This window comes from Pseudomonas sp. SL4(2022), from assembly GCF_026625725.1.
Lineage (GTDB): Bacteria > Pseudomonadota > Gammaproteobacteria > Pseudomonadales > Pseudomonadaceae > Aquipseudomonas.
The window spans coordinates 1314120-1331471 of sequence record NZ_CP113060.1; the positions used below are offsets into that span (position 1 = coordinate 1314120).

Genomic DNA, 17352 nt, shown 5'->3' on the forward strand with positions numbered 1-17352 from the left:
GGCACGGCCTGACAACACCTGACTCAGGCCAGGCTGCAGACCCGGTTACGGCCTTCATGCTTGGCCTGATAGAGCGCCGCATCCGCCACCTGGAGCAGCTCGTCCAGCACATGCCCCTGCGCAGGCCAAAGCGCCAGACCAGCCGACAGGGTGACATAGCGCGCACCTCCACGAGTGGGCAGCGGATGAGCCGCCAGATCGCGACAGATCCCCTCCAGGCGCGCACGCGCCTCCGCGGCATCGGCTCTTGGCAAGATCAGCAGGAACTCTTCACCACCGATACGAAACACGGCATCAGAGCTACGCAGGTTCTCCAGCAAGTGCTGGGCTACGCCCTTGAGCACATCGTCACCTTCGAGATGGCCATGCTCATCGTTCAGTTGCTTGAAGTGATCAAGATCGATAAGAGCCAGGGCAATGGGCGAACATTCGCGCTGCGCCAAGGTCAGTTCACGGGCAAAGAACTCATCCAAATAGCGCCGGTTATACAAACCGGTCAGCGGATCGCACAGCGCCTGCTGCTGCAACTGCTCATGCAGGCTGCTGATGGTTCGCAGGCGCTCCTCACTCAAGGCGAGCGCTTCGGCCAGTTTCAACTCACTAAGGTGGCGTTGGGTCACATCGCGCAGATAGAGCATCTGCCCGAGCACCTGAGCGCCTTGGCGCGTGACGCGTTCGATCGCCCGGATACGCACCTCGAAGTAGCGTGCGGAGTTGGCCAATGTCAGGAGACAATCCTGCTCACCAGGCGGGTGCTGACCCAGCAATTGCTGCAGATCAGCACCGAGAATCGGCCAGTCCAGCAGTGGGCGGCCCTGCCAACCACTGCGCAAACTGGCGAGTTTCAACGCCGCCGGATTGGCTTCAATCACTCGCAACTGAGCATCCACCACCAGAACCGGATCAAGCAGCGCTTCCAGCAACAAGTGCCGGGCCACGGGCAGCAGATCAAAAAGACGTACCCCGACGATCAGCCAGGCAAAGGCCACCAGGGTAAAGGCAAAGCTGAACGGCGTCGGGTCGAAGCCGAACAGCATCCAGCCAAATACCACGTAACTGATGTTGGCGACCCAGGGCACGGCCGTGACGAAGACAAACGCCAGGTAGTGACGCCGATGCACGCCGTAACTGACGATAGCCGCGCGCAGCACTACGCCCATGCAAAACGTCATGAACAGATAAACGTATGCCGCTGCCGCATAGAACAACGGCCCGTGCTGATAACGGATTGGCGCGCCCGGCTCATCACTGAGCGGCGCGGTACCTGCGCCATAGAACAAACCATGCCAGGGGTTGCTCAGGGCCATCAGCCAAATCAGCACCGGCACCACGGCCAACCCTAGCACGCTGCGCAGCGGCAACGGTTGCCGCACGCTGTTGACGTATTGCCAGAGGAAGATCGCCCAGAAGGTGGGCGCGACAAGAATTCCCGGCCAGGCCATGCTCGCCCAGAACACCTTGCACTGTGCGCCCTGCGCGGCCATCTCCAGGCTTGCGGCCACCATCCACCAGAGGCTGGCCAAGTGCAGCACGATAAAACTCTCGCGCCCGGGGAAATAGCGCTGCCGAGTCACCCAACGGGTCAACAGCAGCACCCCGATACAGACCAGGCAGGTGAGTATCAATGGCCCACTCAACGCCCAGGAGGAATTTCCGCAGGCATTCATCGGCTGGGTTCTACCAAAGCTATTGGCCTGGCAATTCGGTCAAAAACACCGCAAAACCACTCAGGCGCTACCCAAACACGGGTCAAAATAGAAATACGCAAGGGCCTTCCTGACCTCAAACGCCAATCAATTGAAGGTGCCAACCATACTGCAAATTTCGTTAGGTAGCTGGGCTTTATTTCTGTTAGAGGACTCTACTCAGCCTTCGGGCTACGCAACAGACTGACCGCCATCAGCGCCAGCAGTCCAACCCCAAGCAACAACACCAGCCACAAGCCCCAACGCTTCCAGCCGCTATCGCTCACCGCTGCCCGCTCTTGCTGTGCCAGGTTAGCGGCCTGCAACGCTGCTTCGGCTGTGCCCAGTTGCTGCAGGCGCTGCGGCTGATAGCCAGGAATCAGGGTCGTCAGCGGCAAGGCCGCCGACGCTGCCCCGCTGCGCCCCAACGCCAACCGATAGGGCGGGCTGCCACGCTGCAGAAACACCAGCTGGGTGGCGCGCACCGCTACCTTGATCTGCGGTGGCTCGCCGCCCAGGCCGCCGCCTCGCTCATCCACCTGCAGACGCAGCTGCTGCACCGCCCAACCGGGCAGTGCCAGCTCGTCCTGACGGATTTCCACGCCATTTTCCGGCAGCCGATAGAGCAGCCCCTGTGTCAGTGATTGCCAAGCACCCTTGGCTTCATTGCGTCCGCTAACGCGGATCGGCGCCAGGCTATTGGCCTGCGTAAGCTCAACCTTTAACCGTTCCAGCGGCAAGGCCAGGGGCAGCTGCCACTGATATTCACCATCCGGGCTGCGCGTAGCCGCCAGCGGCTGCGACCACACCAGCGGTGCCGACACGCTATCACTGCGCTGGCTACGCAAACTGGCTGCCGTCAGCTGTGGCGCTTGTTGCGGGCTTTGCCAGAGCAGGCGCAGATAACGCGCCTTGCGCCCCGGTAGCTCGATCTGGCGCTGCTCAATACGCTCACCGTCGAAAGACAAGCGCGCCAGCTGACCACTGCCCCAGGGCTGCCAGCCTTGCAGGTCATCACTGGCCTCGATGCTGAAGCGCTGAAAACCGTCCTGGCCGCCGCTCCAATCCAGCTGCAAGCGCACCAGCGGCTCGTCCAATGCGCTGGCATCCAGTAGCCAGCCACGCAGCAAGGCGGGGGTGGCTGAGGAGTTCGCCTCATCAAGCAACTCGATCAGCGTGCCGCTGGTGCTGCGCTGCACCCGCAGGCTCGGCGTGGCGCTGCTGTCGCCCTGCTCGGCATACAGCGGAAACCACTTGACCGCCTGCTCCTGCTGGCTGTCGCGCGACTCACCCTGCCCCGCCACCAGGGCGTAAGCCAGGGCCTGACCTTCCGCGTTAAACACCCGCAGGTCGCGCAGATCGCCATAACGCGCAGCGAAATGCAGCGCCATCGGCACATCCAAACGATACCAGGGGCCTTCGCCACTGAGACTCAGCTGTAATTGCACGGCATAGTCGCCAGGCTGCTCCTGCGCCAGGACTGGCGCGCCGCACAGCAAGCCAAGCAAGGCAGCGCTGCCCACGCGGTAAATTAAACGACTGATCATGCTTGCTCCTGCGGCTGATCCACATCCGCCTTGCGTGCCGGCAGGGGCGCGAAATAGCCCACGACCAGCAGCAATACACCCACCCCAATAAACGACACGATGCGCTCCAGGCCACCGCGGTTACCCAATTCGACGAAGAACAGCTTGGCCACTACGAGAGCGATCAACGCCGCGCCGATCAGCCACAGCTCGCGCCGGCCACGGCGGTTACCGAGCACCATCAGCGGCAGCGCGATCAGCGTCCAGACAATCGACAAGCCAGCCTGCACCAGCATCGAATCGAGTAATGCATCCAGCTGATAAGGCACGCCGCCCCAGTGATGGGCCGTGCGCATCACCATCGCGGTCAGCAGGGCGAACAGCGAAGCCCCCGCCACAGCCTGAGTCAGCCACTGACTGTGCACACCGTCCACGCCCAGCTCGGCCAGGCCCAGGCGCGCCCAGGCGAACACCGCGCCCAGGGCAAACAGCAGGCCCAGCTCCAGAGGGTTGAGCAACGGCAGGTAGGCCAAAGGCTCAGCATCCCCGGCACTGACCACGTTGGCCAGCCAGAACCAGCCCAGCATCAGTAACGCCAGCGGGGCCGCCGCCAGCAAGCGGTATTCCCGCGAATAGGCCACGACAGGCCATGGCCAGCGCCGTGGCAGCGCCATCAGCCAGAGGTAGACACTCGGCAGCAGCGCCCAGCCCAGCCAGCGCCAGGCGTTGTAATGCTCCGACAGAGCCAACAGCAGGTAGCGCAATTCCAGCGCCAGCACGCCCAGCAGCAACCAGCAACCGAGCACATGGGCGGCGCTCAGCGCGCCAGCCGGCAACTGCACCGCCAACCGTCGCAACGCCCAGAAGTGCACGGCAAACAGCAGCGCCCAGGCCAGCCAGCCAAACTGTGCGGCCGGGTGATAGTGCTGATGCCAGGCGTACAGCAACACCACACCGGCCAGCGGTGTCAGCAGGCAACACAGCAGCGCCAGTTCGGCCCAGCGGGTGCGCGGGGCCAAAAACGCGGCCAAGGCCACACTGGCCGCCAGCAACGCGAGCAAGGCACTTGCCTGCCATTCAGCGGCGACAAAGCGCAGCACTTCACTGCTCAGCGCCAGCGCCCACCAGGCGCCCCCCCACACCAACAGTAACTGCGCCAGGCCAAGCAAACTGAAATGACCCAGGGCGCTGGGCGCCTCGCGGCGCGCCAATTGCTGCAAGCGCCAGGCACCGATCAAGGCGGCGACACCGAGCACCAGCGGCGTCCAGAAATCCATATGAGCCAGCGGCCGAAGCCCCTCGACCGACAACTGACCGAACAGCAGCGGACTGACTGCGAGAAACACCAGCCCCGCCAGCACCTGCAACAACAGACCGAAGACAAAACTGGCGCGCTGCTGCAGATGCAAACTGAGCCAGATGATCAGCAACCCGCTGCCGCCCCATACCGCACTGGCCGTCGCCCAGGGCAGCACAAACAGCACCGCCAGATTGAGAAACACCAGCCCAACCAGCAGCACAACCGACAGCCCGCGCAGCAGGCGGCGGTCGTTACCCACCTGCGGATCACGAGCGGCCAGCAGCATGCCGGCGATCAGGCCGAAACCAATCAAGGACGAAGTCAGCAAGCCCTGCCAGCCGGCAGAGAAGCCGCCCATGCCGGTGGCCGCATTGCCGGCCATCTCCAGCATAAACACCACACCACCAAGCAATTGCACGGCAAAGGCACTGAACAGGAAGCTGCGCGCCTGCAGGCGCAAACCCAGCCATAACGTCAGCAGACCGGCCAACGCCCAGCTGATCGCCGTGCCCTGGGCAGCAAACAGCAACGGCGCAAGCAGATAGAGAAACGCCAGGCCGGCGCAGGCCAGCACCGGCAGACCACGCACTTCCCAACTGCTGGCGTGTTGCGTGTTCTGCCGCAACTGCCAGCAGCTGAACAGCAAGGCCACGCCAAGCATCAACGCGCCCAGCGGCACACCGTCCAACAGGGTCAACTCGCCGCCGCGCAAGCCCATAACAAATGCCAGCGCCGCCCCCACCTGCAGCAGCAGGGCAAACGCCCGCGCCAAGCTGCGCTGCTGACGTAAACCGAGCCAGTAGATACCCGCACCTTCCACCGCCCAGGCGGCTGAAGTCCAGCGCGCATCCAGACCCAAGGGAATCGCCAGGCTGCCGAACACCACACCCAGTGCCAGGCAGGTTTCTACCAGCAATCCGGCACGATCACCGGTGCGGCCGACCAGCAGCCGCGCCAGCAGCAGATAGAACAGTCCGAGCGCCAGCGCACTGAACGCCGCAGCAAATTCGAGGTGTTGCACCAGCGCAAACTGCAAGCCAAAACCCACCAGCGGCGGACCGAACAGCACAGTGGCGTCGATATAGTCGCCCTTGCGCGCCGCCCAGCGCAGCAGTGCGTCGCGGTCCTCGGGCGCGTCCAGAGCCTCATGCAGCTTGCGCCGGGCAAACAGCAGACCAATGGCCACATACATCAGGAAAAACAGAATCAAGAACGGCTCGGTGCTCCACAGCAGTTCCGGCTTATAGGAGCGGATGCCCCAGGCGAAGCCGATGCCAAAGGTGCCGACAAAACCGATCAGATTGAGCAGGCGCCAGGCCTTGAACCAGGCGATGGCAAAGATTCCGGCATTGAGCAGGGCGAAATAGCTGAACAGTGCCACATGGTTGCCGCTGCCGGTACTGGTCAGGATCGGCGCGGCGAAACCACCCAATGCCGCTGCAGCCGCCAGGCCCAGGGCATTCTGTTGCACCGCCAGGATCGCCGAGAACACCGTCACCAGCACCAACAGCCCCAGCGCTATACCAGGGTCGAGCAGCGGGTGCAGGCGCATCGCAGCGAACACCGTCAGGTACAACACTGCGATCCCGGTGCCTTGCAGCATCAAGGCATAGTTCGGGTTACGCAGACGCAGCCACCAGCCCAAACCCAGCAACGCCACGGCACTGGCGGCGACACTGGCATAGCGCAACTCCACCGGCACCACCACGCCTTCGGTGGCGTAACGCAGCAAGAAGGCCAGGCCGAGAAACAGCAGTACGACACCGACACGCAGCACCGTATTACCGCCCAGCAGCCAGTCCTTCGCCGCCGCAAAGCCCCGCTCAAGCAAGGTTGGCTGACGCGGTTCAGCAGGCCTCCTGGGTGTAGCGGGCAGCGTTTCGATCGACGCGACAGCGGACTCAGGCACGGACTGCATGACAGTGACAGGCTCGGAAGCTGGTTCTGGCAGGACAAAATCCAGGGTCCAGTCCAGTTCAGGCTGGGCCGCTTGAGCACTCACGATAGGTTCAGGTGCAGGCTCGACAACGGAGCTGATCGGTTCCGACACAGGCGGCACCTCGGCAGCTGGCATGGCGGCCTGCTCCAACTTGAGCAAGCGCTCATACAGCGCCGCAGTGCCTTGCTCGAAGCGCTGCGTAAACGCCTTGAGTTGCGCCGTCAGCGCAGCATTCTCGCGCGCCAACCCCTGCAGTTTGAGCGCCTGGCCAAGGCCCAAGCCTATCAGAGCGCCCAGCAGTGACGCCGTCAGCGTCTCATCTGCCAACGCCCCGAGCACCAACCCCACCAGCATGAAGATCCATTGCATGCAGCGCGTTCCTATTCAGCTAAACCCGAACATCCCGTTGCCCGGCACCCGGCGCAAACTGCGCAGCAGTATAGGAGCACGACCGGTGCATACCCAGAGAGACGAATGCCGCACGCATCACAGCACAACAAGAAATTCGCCCGTCCGCAAACAGCACAAAAGATGACCAGTTGGCAGATAGTCATCCACAAGCGCCGTCAGGCCGGTATCATCGCGCGCCGTACAACTGATGCCTGCCTGCGCTGATGAAAAACAACCTGATTGCTGCCGCCGAACTCGACCGCCTGGAAACCTGGGCCAAATACACTGCCGACATGTGCCACAGCTGCATGTCCAGCTGCTGCACGCTGCCGGTCGAGGCACGTCTGAATGACCTGATCCGCATCGGCGTGGTCGATGAGTTCGAACGCAGCGAACCGCTGAAGAACATCGCCAAGCGCCTGCAGAAGGACGGCATCGTCGAACGTTTCCATCAGAAGTCGGGCATCTTCACCCTCACCCGCATGAGCAACAACGACTGCTACTACCTCGATCGCAAAACCCGCCTGTGCACCATCTACGACAAACGCCCGGACACCTGCCGCAACCACCCACGAATCGGCCCGCGCCCAGGTTATTGCGCCTATAAACCCAAGAGCTAAGTTCCGGCTGCGCTGTACTGGTTTACGCTAAAGGCCATTACCCGCAATAGGCCTACCCAGATGCAGCAATGGCATACCCTCAGCCTGTGGATGGACCAACTGGGCAAAACGCTCACCCCGCGCCCAGCCCTGTGCGAAGACCTGCAGGTCGACGTGGCGATCATTGGTGCCGGCTACACCGGCCTATGGACCGCCTACTACCTGAAACGCCAGGCGCCACAACTGCGCATCGTCATTATCGAAAGCGAGATCGCCGGCTTCGGTGCATCCGGGCGCAACGGCGGCTGGCTGATGGGCAACCTGCTCGGCCAGGAACGCATGCTGGCCGGTCTGTCCAATGCCTCACGGCACAGCGCCCACGCATTGCTGCACGGCATCCCGGATGAAGTCGCCAGCGTCCTCGAGCGCGAACAGATTGCCTGCGACTACCGCAAAGGCGGCGTGCTGTACTGCGCCGCACGCTATCCCGAGCAGCGCAGCAGCCTGCAACAGCAGCTGGCTGATTTGCGCGCCCAGGGCCTGGATGAAACGGATTACCGCTGGCTGACGCCCTTTGACCTGGGTAAGCAACTGCAACTGGCCAAGGCCTACGGTGCACTCTACAGCCCTCACTGCGCCACCATCCAACCGGCCAAGCTGGTACGCGGCTTGGCCCGCTGCGTGTTGGCCATGGGCGTTGAACTGTACGAGCAAAGCCGCGTACTCGACTGGCAAAACGGCCTGCTGCGCACGGCCACCGGCAGCGTACGTGCTGACTGGATTGTCCCGGCGGTTGAAGGCTACGCAGCAGGCCTCCCACCGCTGGGCAAGCATCAGCTACCCGTGCAAAGCCTGCTGGTAGCTACCGAGCCACTGCCCAAGGAAGTGTGGGCTGACATCGGCCTGGAACGGGGCCAGGCCTTCAGTGAAAACAGCCGCCAGGTCACGTACGGCCAACGCAGCGCTGACAACCGACTGGTATTCGGGGCACGCGGCGGCTATCGCTTCGGCGGGCGTTTGCGCAGCGACTTCAACCTGCATGAACATGAGCGCGAATTGCGCCGCTACCTCTTCGCGGAACTGTTCCCCCAACTCAGGCACGTGCGCATCACCCATGCCTGGGGCGGCAACCTGGGCATGGCACGGCGTTTTCGACCGCACATGCTGGTCGACCGGCGCAGCGGCATTGCCCTGGCAGGCGGTTATGGCGGCGAAGGCGTCGGCGCCAGCAACCTCGGTGGGCGCACATTGGCTGACCTGATCCTCGGACAACACAGCGAGCTAACCCGCCAACCCTGGGTACTGGGCGACCAGCCACTGAACCGACTCCCGCGCTGGGAGCCGGAACCCCTGCGCTGGCTCGGCTACAACGCCATCATCCAGAGTTTTGCCCTCGAAGACCGCGTACTGGCCAACCCAAACAGCGCCCCCTGGCGGCGTAAAATGGCCCGCACTGTGGCCGCCCGTCTGGAAAAATTAATGCGCTAAGACCCATCCAGCACCTGGGCCAGGCACTTGCTGCCCCCGTCAACGCGCCGCGATTGGCGTCGCAATCCACTGATCTGAATTTGCACAATGCAACCTTTCTGCGCAGCACAAACCATGCGGAGCATCTATCGTTTGCCTGACCAATGGTAAAAGGAGAATAACCATGTACCTTGTGCGGCTGCTTTATGTAAGTAAGGTGGTAAACGGATTAGGCGCTCATGAAATTGACGCCCTGTTACAGGTCGCTCGCCAACACAATGCGAAGGTTGGCATCACCGGCATGCTGGCCTTTAACGGCGAATTCTTCCTGCAGGTATTGGAAGGCGGACGCACTGCCGTCAACCAACTCTATCAACACATCGCCCTGGACTCGCGGCATGAGCAACTCCTGCTGCTGCAGGTCAGCGAGATTGACGAACGCCAGTTCCCTGAATGGAGCATGGCGTATGTTCCCATCACCAAACTGACCCGCGACCTGCTGCTGCGCTTTGGTGTCGATGATGACTTCCGGCCGTATCAAATGAACGGCTCCAATTGCCTCGGTCTGCTCATGGGGCTGCGTGAACGCTTTCAGATCGCCAAAACCTGATAACCGATGCAAACGCTAAATGATGACCTGGCAGAACCGTTGCCGCCCCCGGCGAACAGTGCCAACAAAAAGCCTCCGCAGGCTCATGCCTGCGGAGGCTTTTTAGTCAGCTAGGAAAAGCAACAGGGGGACAGCTTTACTGATTGGCGCCCTCACCAGCCGGGAAATTAAATCGCCTCCTTTCCCACGATCTGGGCGGCCAATTCACGCCTGCTCCGGCCCGGTTCCGTGAGCCCACGGCACCGTGGCAAAGTAATCGCCCAGGTAATCGATCAGCGTTTGTACTCGCGCGGGACGCCGCCTTCCGGGCGGGGTGACCAGATGCAAGGCAATAGGTTCGACCTCCCAGTCGTCAATGGCGGTTTCCAGCCGTCCTGATTGAATGTCCTGCCAGGCAAGAAACTCAGGCTGTAATGCCAGCCCAAGCCCAGCATGGAGTGCTGGCACCAAGGCTTCCGCGTTGTTCACTCGCAACGGCGCATGCATCGTTTGCGTGAATTCACCATGCTGCGGATGCTGGAACCGCCAGCTCTCACCCTTAGGGGAATAGGCATATTGAAGCGCCCGGTGCCCGGCGAGATCGCGAGGATGCCTAGGCCGGCCATGCTGCTCGAAATAGGCGGGCGAACCGACCAGAAGAATGCGTACCGTGCACAAGCGCCGCGCCAGCAGGCTCGAATCAGAGAGTTTGGCAATCCGGATAGCCAGATCGAATCGCTGTTCGATCAGGTCGACCAACGCGTCACTGAAATCGATATCGAGCGCAATATCAGGATATTGCGCCATAAACCCCGGCAGCGCAGGCGCGACATACGAAAGCCCGAAAGACATCGGCGCTGTCACACGCACCTGCCCATGCAGATTGACCGCCTGTTCCGTCAGTTCGGCTTCGACCGCCAACCCCTCCTCAAGAATCTTGTTGGCAAACTCCAAAGCAATCACACCGCTGTCGGTCAGCGTCATGCTGCGCGAGGTGCGGTGAAAAAGCATGCTCCTGACCCGCGCCTCCAGCCGGGTAATCGCTTTTGAGACCGTCCCCTGCGACAGCGACAACTCCGTTGCGGCCTGCACGAATGAACCGGTTTGGGCAACCTTGGCGAAGATCGCCCATGCCTCTAGATCAGGAAGTTTGTTCAAGCGCACGCTCCAGTCATCACCTTCCCGGCCCGCCAACGGATTATCTGACTGGCCCAGTCATCTAAGCAAAAATGGAAATGGTGCTATTCCATTGTTGCTATTTTTAAGGAAAACATTAACGCTTATTATCCTTATTTAAACCATCTTAAAGCAGTACCCTACCATGATCGAACGTCGCCCCTTATCAAGCCTCGGCCATGCCGACCATGGCTGGCTACAGGCCCGTCATCATTTCTCATTCGCGAGCTACGCGGATCCTGACAGGAACAACTGGGGCGCCTTGCGTGCCTGGAACGACGACACGATTCAACCGGGCAGCGGCTTTTCGCCGCATCCGCATGCCGACATGGAAATCATCACGTATGTGCGCGAGGGGGCCATCACTCATCAGGACAACCTCGGCAATAAGGGCAAAACCCTTGCAGGTGATGTGCAGGTGATGAGCGCCGGAACCGGCATCAGGCACTCCGAATTCAACCTCGAACAGGGCATCACCCGCATCTTTCAGCTCTGGATCATTCCCGACCAGCCTGGCGGTCCGCCCTCGTGGGGAACCAAGCCCTTCCCCAAAGGCGACATTTGCGGGCGATTTGTCACCTTGGCGAGTGGCCTGGCAGATGACACAGAGGCATTGCCGATACGCGCCAACGCGCGGGTTTTGGGTGCAGCGCTGAGCCCCGGGGAAACCCTGGAATACCGCTTTGCAGATGCGAGTCGTCGGGGATACCTGGTCGCCGCACGCGGCAGCGTGACCGTCAATGGCATCGCGCTGCAGGCCCAGGATGGTGCGGCGATTTCCGGTGAGCAGTCGATCCGCGTGACCGCAGAGGAAGCCGCCGAAATCGTACTGGTCGACGTCGCAGCCTAACGTTAAGGGACAGCTGCCACAAAGAAGTACTTGGCGATCTTACTGTCAGGATCATCATGCAGGTTCCAGATGAGCCAAGTTCGTTGAGCAAAAAATAACTTCATAAAGAAAAACCGAAAAAGTGAAGTGCATTCATACGACTCGTGTCCTGAGCAATCAAACTGAACAAGCGAGCCGGTAATAAAACGGTTATCTGGGTGGGTGTATTATTTTTGCACTGCGAACTTAGTTCCTGACACAAATTGGGAACGACCCCTAGTCTCTTTCCGTTATCAATACACACCTCACCTGATTTATCTGCCTAACGCTGATTAAAAACCTGCGGGGATTCGTGCGGCATCCCCGACCACAGGCAAACAACACTCGCCGCACATACCAAAAAAACCAAGGAGAACCCTTTGAGCAAGCCTTACGTCAAGCTCGACAAAAACAATGCCGCTGTCCTGCTGGTGGATCATCAGGTCGGCCTGCTGTCACTGGTTCGTGATATCGAGCCAGATCGCTTCAAAAACAACGTTATGGCGCTTGCCGATGCTGCCAAGTTTTTCGGTCTGCCGACCATACTGACTACAAGTTTCGAACAAGGCCCCAACGGCCCCCTGATGCCCGAGCTCAAGGCGCTCTTCCCGGATGCGCCTTATATTGCTCGCCCGGGCCAAATCAACGCCTGGGATAACGAGGACTTCGTCAAGGCAGTCAAAGCCACCGGCAAAAAGCAACTCATCATCGCGGGCGTAGTTACTGAAGTGTGCGTAGCCTTCCCCGCACTGGACGCCATTGCAGAAGACTTCGAAGTGTTCGTGATTACCGACGCTTCTGGCACGTTCAATGAGCTGACACGCGACTCCGCCTGGAACCGCATGTCGACAGCAGGCGCGCAACTCATGACCTGGTTTGGCATGGCCTGCGAACTGCATCGTGACTGGCGCAATGATGTCGAAGGTCTGGGAACGCTCTGCGCAAACCATATTCCCGACTACAAAAACCTGATGACCAGCTACAACGCTAAGTAAATCCCGGAGCGCATCTGCAAAAATGCGGGTGCGCTTTCTTGCCCGACATAGGCCTGCCATGACCGCCACAAACCATGCAATTGACTCCAGCAGCCCAGATACAACCGTCACGGCCATCATCGTGCACCAACCCCGCCGCAATGGCTGGCCCGAATACGAACGGTGGCTGGAGGATGTAGGAGAGGCTTGTAGAGAGATTCCAGGCTATTTGTCCACCGACGTGATCCGCCCGGTTGGCAATCTCACTACCTTCACCGTGATCATTCGTTTTTCAGGCATAGAGGCCCTGCAACGCTGGATGCAGTCTGACGTGCGACGCGAGTTTCTGCAGCGTATTGAACACCTACTTGAGAAAGGTGACCGTTACGTGGTGCAGACCGGACTGGATTTCTGGTTTACGCCGCCGACGGTCAAGCCGCCGGTTTCCTGGAAGCAGTTCCTGCTCACCCTGTCTGCCATTTTTCCACTAACGGTGATCGTACCGGCACTGCTTGCCCCCCTGCTGGGTGCTGGGCAAGGGCTGCCCGCGATGCTCTTTGGCAAACTGCTGGTAGCAACATGCATTGTGGGACTGATGGTGTATGTAATCATGCCTCGCTATACGCGCATGGTCGCCAAATGGCTTTACCGTTGAACCCAGTCTTCAGCCAACGACAGTAAACCACTCGCTCTTTTTGCATCATTTCAAGGTAACCGTAGTGAATTCAGCCCGATTACAAGCGTTCAGCGATGGAGTACTGGCAATCACCATTACCATTCTGGTATTCAACCTCAAACCCCCAGAGTTCACCAACTGGGAATCTCTAGTCCCCCTGATTCCTGAATTCACTGCCCACATTTTGACGTTTATCTACGTGGGTATTTATTGGAACAACCATCATCACCTATGGTTTTCCGCAACCAAGGTAACCGGGAAGATTCTCTGGGCCAATTCACATTTACTTTTCTGGCTATCCATTCTTCCCATGGCCAGTGGCTGGGTGGGAAAGCACTTTATTAGCTCATACCCGCTGGCGTTTTATGGGGGGATTTTATTTTTGTCCAGTTTCGCCTGGTCTCTGCTGACACAGTTTGTCGCCAAAGAAGAAGCGGACAACCCGGAAGTACAGAGGCTGTGTGCCATGACGGGCAAGACCAAGTTGTCGATGCTGGCCTACCTGACCGGCATAGTTTGCGCGTTTTTTGCACCTGTGCTCAGTTTAATAATTTACTTTCTGGTGGCATGTGCCTGGCTGATGCCAGACAAGCATATTGAAAAAAGTTGCACACAAAGAACAAACCCATAACAAACCGTTAACAGGTACCCGCCCTCCACACAAAGGGATAACAGCGGATAGATCACGGTTTCAGTCGGCCTCAGCAGCTTACTTCGATCGCACCAGCTCTATGGCCTGGTGGAAACCACCAAGGCCAACGGCCAGTAATCTTGCGCTTACCTGCGCCACACGCTCGAACGCCTGCAGCTGATCAACACCCTCGATGGCCACGCAGCGCTGCTGCCTCAGAGCGGTTCGCCAGCTCCGGCCGCCTGAAAAAGGTCTTGTCATGGGGCGCGGCTAATGGGGCGCTTACGCCTGCCCCACGTCTAATAATTGTATTTTTGGGGGAGCAGACCTAGGGTTAGAGAGCGGTCAATCACCTTAGATCATTGGTTATCCGGAGGCTCTAATGGCCAGCAAACGAACGGCTTCTGCTTCATTGAGTATGTTTTTGGCACTCAGTGGCTATTGCTTGCCAGCACTGAGCGAGGATGCCATCAGTGTTTGTACTGATAAAGCCTACTGGTACCCCTTCACTTTTGTACAAATCAATAAGGCTGAAGGACTCTATGTCGACATGCTCAACGAAGCCGGCAAAATTAGCGGTGACCGTTTTCGCATTAGACCTATGGATTGGGTTGCTTGCCTTGAACAGGCGCGTAAAGGCGAAGTACAGATGGTGCTGAGGGCTTCGTACGTGGAAGCACGCACCGAGTTTCTAAGCTATCCAGCAGATGCGAGCAGCACCAATGCGTCTGCATTTCGATTAACTCAAGCTGAATATGTTGTGGTTAACCGCAAGGATAACCCCTATGAGTTTGAAGGCAACATACTTGACTTACCCAAACCGGTGATGGTGCCGCAAGGTTATTCGGTTGGCGCGGACCTTAAAGCGGGTGGCCTCAACGACGTGGACAGCACGTCAAAAGGGGACCTCGCAACGTTGCTGCGCTTAGTGACTCAAGACAACGGTAGCGTGGTCACGCTTCGCAATATGGCAGAGCTGTTTGCTGAACATCCGTCCTTCAAAGATAAATTAAAGATACAAACGGTGCCTTTCAACTCAAAATCTTATTTTGCCGCTTTTTCTATCAGCAGCAACTTCCCCGCAGAAAGGCAGCAGGCAATCTGGGAGGCAATAGCTCAAGTTCGCGAAAATAAAACCTTGATGAATCAGTTGTTATCTCAATACAAAGGAAATGATCTTTGATTTCGCGCGACATCAGTTTTTAAAGCCAATGGGGTCGGAGTGAATTATCTAGCAGCTGACCATTCCTAATTGATCAAAAATAAATCACTCCGACCCCATTAGCTCCAGCAAAAGATGAACATGATTGGTCATCAAGCAGTAGGCGTAGACCTTTACCCCAAATACATCTTTAAGCTCGCGAAGATCCGTGAGATAGCGCTGATAATCTTCGGCAGCAGCAAACACCACCTGGCGGTTATGACCACGCTGCACAACATGGTGCGGGTAGTTCGGTAAAACAACACGTCCCATTCTCGGCATATCTGCCTCCTCCTTCCGTGGAAGCTTTAAGCCTAGTAAAGCTGGCGGAAAAAATCTGTCCCCTTTTTTACTTCTGGCAAGCAACGCCTGACGAAAGCCAGAAAACCCCGCCGTACCGGTCAGCTGAATCAACAACTGGGTCACGCCGGAGAAATACCAGAAAAACACAAACGCCCAACCCAGCCCGGCCCAATCGACCCGCTGGCGCGCCGCTCCTGTCAACACTGCAGACATAGCAACCTCATGGCAGCCCAATAGTGGTGCCTGTTATGCCAGACAGACTGTGAAAAACTCGTCAAACCTTGCGCGCAAACTCAACACACGTCTAGTAGACCATCCGAAAACAAAAAAGCCCCCGCAGGCTCGCGCCGGCGGGGGCTTTTTAAAGTTGAACCTAAGTTAGGCATTCAATATATAAATATCACACAACATTAGCGCTGCTTCTGGGATCTCTTCTCTCGCACACTGTCACGTCGCTGCTTATTCCATAAACTTGCTCGACGTAGCCAAAACCGTATACGCCATTTAGGCCGTTTCTCTACAGCCTCAACAACTCGCTGTACATCTTGAGGAAAGTCAATATCGTCCGTCTCATCGTGTATCTCAATAAATAGCTGACTTTCAACCCTGTGCTTATCAACAGGAAAGCCAGCCATCAACCGATAAAGCGCCCAAAAACTTTGTTGCCCAGTACGCCCGTAGTTATCCACACACACATGAAGCATTTCAGCTAAATAATCTTTATCGTCCCATGCCACTCTTAAGGCGAACAACTCACCATAATTTTTAAAGGTAAATGCACTCCGCCCAGCGCGACCAAAAAAATGGGTGCCCGGCGTATGCAGCACACGCTGAAACGCCGCCTCTGAGTAATACACATCACTGTAAAGCACTACCAGATTGCCACCTTTCCATTCATCCAGAACGCTCAATACGCTATGCGCCTTTGTGGCAAAAGACACTGGCACCAACTTTATAACAGGCAGCGAATCATACAAGTCGTTTATAGCCAGCAGATGAATATCACACTTGAAATACAGCCTACACAATCGCAAAGTGCGATGAATAAGCGCCTCCCCCATCACCTCAATAAATTGCTTCGGGCATTTCATAAAACTGGCCCAACGCTCCTGTTTTACCCCATTCTCAGCCGCCAAAACAAAAACCGTTAACTGCACACTAACCGCCCAACAATTAAATTATAAAAATAGATAATCACACTTTCGCAATACGTATTAGTAACGAAAAGGAAGTTAAACAAATGCGACAGTGATATAAAAACACGCCATATAAACCAGAAACATCTATTCCCTCAGTGCCACTCTTGGCCGACCTTGCCCTCGCTGCTCTATCCGTAAGCCAAAAATACGCTCTACCTCGTCGACGAAACGGCTGGTACCAGTCAACTGACCACGCTGCAAAGCCTCTCGGATTAATCTGATTTCATCAACGGGAATCGCTTGGCGTATAAACGCCTCATATCGATGATGCCGTTCATTGGCGGTATTACCCAAAGCCAAAAAACAAGGGTCAGCATCCAGCCAATGATCATCTGGCACATCACTAAACCGAACGCGATAACTCGACCATGGATAATCCGCCGCATCGGCCACCATACGAGCACGTACAGGGTTCAATTCGATGTAACGACAACAGGCAAGCAAATAGGCATCCGACTGCACCACACTGGACTTGTAACGGCTTTCCCACAGGGTACCGGAGCGACCCTCCAAGCGATTGCGATAGCGCGTCGCACGCGCCGCCAGCGCCTTCATCAACTGTCCCAGGCCGGCAACCGAGTCGCCCGGCGTCAGCAGCAGATGAACGTGGTTGGTCATCAGGCAATAGGCATAGACCTTCACGCCAAACGCATCCTTGAGTTCGCGCAAATCCCCGAGATAGCGCTGATAATCCTCTGCAGCGGCAAACACCACCTGACGATTATGGCCGCGCTGCACAACATGGTGCGGGTAGTTCGGTAAAACAACACGTCCCATTCTCGGCATATCTGCCTCCTCCTTCCGTGGAAGCTTTAAGCCTAGTAAAGCT

General features: G+C 58.0%; 15 protein-coding genes and 2 pseudogenes. 9 read left to right on the forward strand and 8 right to left on the reverse strand.

Translation table 11 applies throughout. From position 1 onward, the window contains the following. Window positions 1-23: 23 nt before the first annotated feature. The 3 genes from OU997_RS06350 to OU997_RS06360 all read right to left on the reverse strand — a co-directional run bounded on the left by OU997_RS06350 (window position 24) and on the right by OU997_RS06360 (window position 6819). Entirely contained in the window at window positions 24-1667 is a 1644-nt protein-coding gene (locus OU997_RS06350) for a histidine kinase N-terminal 7TM domain-containing protein (protein WP_267809446.1), read from the reverse strand. A 194-nt stretch (window positions 1668-1861) separates the two neighbouring features. Further along, window positions 1862-3232, reverse strand: a complete 1371-nt coding sequence (locus OU997_RS06355; RefSeq protein ID WP_267809447.1) for a DUF3999 domain-containing protein — start codon at window positions 3230-3232, stop codon at window positions 1862-1864. Further along, the gene (locus tag OU997_RS06360; protein WP_267809448.1) at window positions 3229-6819 is read right to left on the reverse strand and encodes a DUF2339 domain-containing protein; all 3591 of its coding nucleotides are present in this window, start codon (window positions 6817-6819) and stop codon (window positions 3229-3231) included. Before OU997_RS06360 ends, OU997_RS06355 begins: the two co-directional genes overlap by 4 nt. A 105-nt stretch (window positions 6820-6924) precedes the next feature. On the opposite strand from OU997_RS06360, the gene OU997_RS06365 reads away from it, so the two are divergent. The 4 genes from OU997_RS06365 to OU997_RS06380 all read left to right on the forward strand — a co-directional run bounded on the left by OU997_RS06365 (window position 6925) and on the right by OU997_RS06380 (window position 9516). Continuing rightward, complete coding sequence (locus tag OU997_RS06365; RefSeq protein ID WP_267809449.1) at window positions 6925-7065, forward strand: hypothetical protein; 141 nt, start codon at window positions 6925-6927, stop codon at window positions 7063-7065. After that, the gene (locus tag OU997_RS06370; protein WP_108486224.1) at window positions 7065-7460 is read left to right on the forward strand and encodes a YkgJ family cysteine cluster protein; all 396 of its coding nucleotides are present in this window, start codon (window positions 7065-7067) and stop codon (window positions 7458-7460) included. Before OU997_RS06365 ends, OU997_RS06370 begins: the two co-directional genes overlap by 1 nt. Window positions 7461-7520: 60 nt before the next feature. Continuing rightward, window positions 7521-8927, forward strand: a complete 1407-nt coding sequence (locus OU997_RS06375) for an NAD(P)/FAD-dependent oxidoreductase (RefSeq protein ID WP_267809450.1) — start codon at window positions 7521-7523, stop codon at window positions 8925-8927. Window positions 8928-9090: 163 nt separating this feature from the next. Further along, window positions 9091-9516 carry a BLUF domain-containing protein gene (locus OU997_RS06380; protein ID WP_108486222.1) on the forward strand — a complete coding sequence of 142 codons (426 nt, stop codon included), beginning with the start codon at window positions 9091-9093 and terminating at the stop codon, window positions 9514-9516. A gap of 204 nt (window positions 9517-9720) precedes the next feature. Here OU997_RS06380 and OU997_RS06385 read toward each other — a convergent pair whose 3' ends face one another. Beyond that, window positions 9721-10653, reverse strand: a complete 933-nt coding sequence (locus tag OU997_RS06385; protein WP_267809451.1) for a LysR family transcriptional regulator — start codon at window positions 10651-10653, stop codon at window positions 9721-9723. A 163-nt stretch (window positions 10654-10816) separates the two neighbouring features. On the opposite strand from OU997_RS06385, the gene OU997_RS06390 reads away from it, so the two are divergent. The 5 genes from OU997_RS06390 to OU997_RS06410 all read left to right on the forward strand — a co-directional run bounded on the left by OU997_RS06390 (window position 10817) and on the right by OU997_RS06410 (window position 15003). Then, complete coding sequence (locus OU997_RS06390) at window positions 10817-11521, forward strand: pirin family protein (protein ID WP_108486220.1); 705 nt, start codon at window positions 10817-10819, stop codon at window positions 11519-11521. A gap of 398 nt (window positions 11522-11919) precedes the next feature. Next, window positions 11920-12534, forward strand: coding sequence for an isochorismate family cysteine hydrolase YcaC (gene ycaC / locus OU997_RS06395; RefSeq protein WP_108486219.1), 615 nt, complete (start codon window positions 11920-11922; stop codon window positions 12532-12534). A 58-nt stretch (window positions 12535-12592) separates the two neighbouring features. After that, on the forward strand, window positions 12593-13168 hold the full coding sequence (locus tag OU997_RS06400) for an antibiotic biosynthesis monooxygenase (RefSeq protein WP_218276639.1): 576 nt from the start codon (window positions 12593-12595) through the stop codon (window positions 13166-13168). A gap of 64 nt (window positions 13169-13232) precedes the next feature. Continuing rightward, a complete protein-coding gene (locus OU997_RS06405; protein WP_158271579.1) occupies window positions 13233-13820 on the forward strand; it encodes a TMEM175 family protein in 588 nt (195 codons plus the stop codon). Window positions 13821-14202: 382 nt separating this feature from the next. After that, window positions 14203-15003: a transporter substrate-binding domain-containing protein gene (locus OU997_RS06410; RefSeq protein ID WP_108486217.1), complete on the forward strand. Its 801-nt coding sequence runs from the start codon at window positions 14203-14205 to the stop codon at window positions 15001-15003. 105 nt (window positions 15004-15108) lie between these two features. On the opposite strand, the pseudogene OU997_RS06415 reads toward OU997_RS06410, so the two are convergent. From OU997_RS06415 to OU997_RS06425, 4 genes and pseudogenes are all read right to left on the reverse strand, one after another. Further along, window positions 15109-15303 (reverse strand): annotated as a pseudogene (locus OU997_RS06415) (transposase); the annotation flags it as partial. Between the two features lie 84 nt (window positions 15304-15387). Continuing rightward, window positions 15388-15537: pseudogene (locus OU997_RS20965) on the reverse strand (hypothetical protein); the annotation flags it as partial. 197 nt (window positions 15538-15734) lie between these two features. Then, window positions 15735-16481, reverse strand: coding sequence for a hypothetical protein (locus tag OU997_RS06420; protein WP_267809452.1), 747 nt, complete (start codon window positions 16479-16481; stop codon window positions 15735-15737). A gap of 126 nt (window positions 16482-16607) precedes the next feature. Next, on the reverse strand, window positions 16608-17309 hold the full coding sequence (locus tag OU997_RS06425; protein WP_267809453.1) for a transposase: 702 nt from the start codon (window positions 17307-17309) through the stop codon (window positions 16608-16610). Window positions 17310-17352: the final 43 nt, after the last annotated feature.